This window comes from Shewanella sp. SG44-6, from assembly GCF_014164185.1.
GTDB lineage: Bacteria > Pseudomonadota > Gammaproteobacteria > Enterobacterales > Shewanellaceae > Shewanella > Shewanella vesiculosa.
In genome coordinates, this window is sequence record NZ_JACJER010000259.1 from 1 (window position 1) to 1,801 (window position 1,801).

Sequence of the window (1,801 nt, forward strand, 5' to 3'; positions counted from 1 at the left end):
CCATGCTTGGTATTGCGCGGGTTCTAACTCGGCTAATTCATGTGAAATATCGGCACCAAACAGGCAATTGCCACCGCCTTCACCTTGATTTTTTAGCACCCAAGTGTCTATTGGGGATGCTTCGACTAATTGGATACTCTCTGGGGTAACGGAGCGCATCTCGCCGAGGAGGGATTTGACCATTTTGGCTTGTTGCAGCGTTAAACCAAACTGAGTCAAGGACATTTCATCCATAGACGAGAGCAGCATCTGCATCCGCTTACTGGTTGCCAGTTGTTGTCCTACGGTGGCATTGATGGCAACGCGATGTTTTTCAATCAATACACGGATCGCCATCAGGGCTTGGCAGTCCTTGTTGCCATTGATGTCAACGGATTCATAATCTGCATATTGATAACCCGCTCGCAGATAAACGGTATCAATAGTGCCAATGCCTTCGAGTATCAGTCTATGTTTTTCGCCTGTGGTAACTTGTTCTTGTAGTTCACTAAAGGTTCTGCGAATTGTTTGTATCTTTTGTTGTTGTAACGCGAGTTCGAGTAAATGTTGGTCAAACACATTGTCTTCATTTTCTTGCACTATCATCAAAAATCTTGCTGGCCCCGCATCTTCAAATTCCTGTTTTATCTTAAAGGTTGCTTTAGCTATGCCTGCGGATAATTGTTCAATGGCATGATTATCAACAAGTTCACCTATAGGCAGTTGATGCCATTGCTGCAAATAATGGTGGAGTTGATGCACTCTCTGACCAAAGGGCCCCATACCAGCCGCAATGCCATTAAACTCCACTAGTTTTGGCCCTAAGTCGTTATCGTCCATGAAGTCACTACGCATAATGAGCAATGGCATTCTCTGCGCTGGAGTCTGCGAGCAATGTACTTGCTGGTGCATACCAAGCAAGGCGGCAAAAAAGGGATCGCTAGCCGTAATAGGTTGAATCGCATCGTATAAGAAGGCATGTTCTTCTGATATAGAATGAATAAGTTTACCGAGTAAATGCACAGAATCTTTTAAGTATTGATAGTGACCTCGACTGATTAAACTCGGCGTTAAGGTAAATGGCGCGTGGCGGGCAGAATATTGGGTTTCTTTAAACGCCATGCCATGGGTTAGCGCCCATTCTATTGCATCATCTTTGGCTTTTAGACTAATAGGTGAATTCATTATGCTTCTCTTAAGCGAGGCGAATTTATTCGCAATACCAGTATTTTATAGGTTTACGTTTTAGATGATTTAATCTTGGGGCGTAAAGGCCCTATGGCACTCACTTTAGGAGCATGCGGTGAGTGCCATATCGAGTTAGAACATTATTTTGTGTGTTAACCAAATACATAGCTATAAAGAAATCCGGCAGTCATTGCCATACTTAAAATTACCGCTAAAAATGCAATAATCATCTGATTTTTAAAGAGGGATTTTAGTAAAATGACTTCTGTTAAACTCGCTCCTGCACTGCCGATAATTAAGGCCATTACAGAACCCATCGCCATCCCTTTTTGCACTAATGCGGCGCTGAGAGGGATTACTGCTTCGGCGCGAATATAAAGTGGAATACCAATTAAAGCCGCCACAGGAATAGCGTACCATTTTGCTTCACCGGCATATTTAACGATTAAATCTGTAGGAATAAAACCGTAGATCATTGACCCCAACAGAATGCCCACAAATAGATAAGGTAGTACTTGTTTGAAGTCCTTCCAAGTAGAGTGCCAAACTCTTATCCAACGGCTCTGAGGCTTACTTTTTGGTGCTATATCAGTAGTCGTTACTGGTTTAGTATCGCAACATGAGTTCGCAACTG

At 43.0% G+C, this 1,801-nt stretch carries 2 protein-coding genes; both read right to left on the reverse strand.

Annotated features, from left to right (window positions below; all coding sequences use genetic code 11):
- On the reverse strand, positions 1 to 1,164 hold a 1,164-nt coding region (locus H5185_RS21950), incomplete at its 3' end, for a glutathione synthase (RefSeq protein WP_182743263.1).
- 155 nt (positions 1,165 to 1,319) lie between these two features.
- Positions 1,320 to 1,801, reverse strand: a 482-nt coding sequence (locus H5185_RS21955) for a permease (protein WP_182743265.1), incomplete at its 5' end; no start/stop codon positions are given.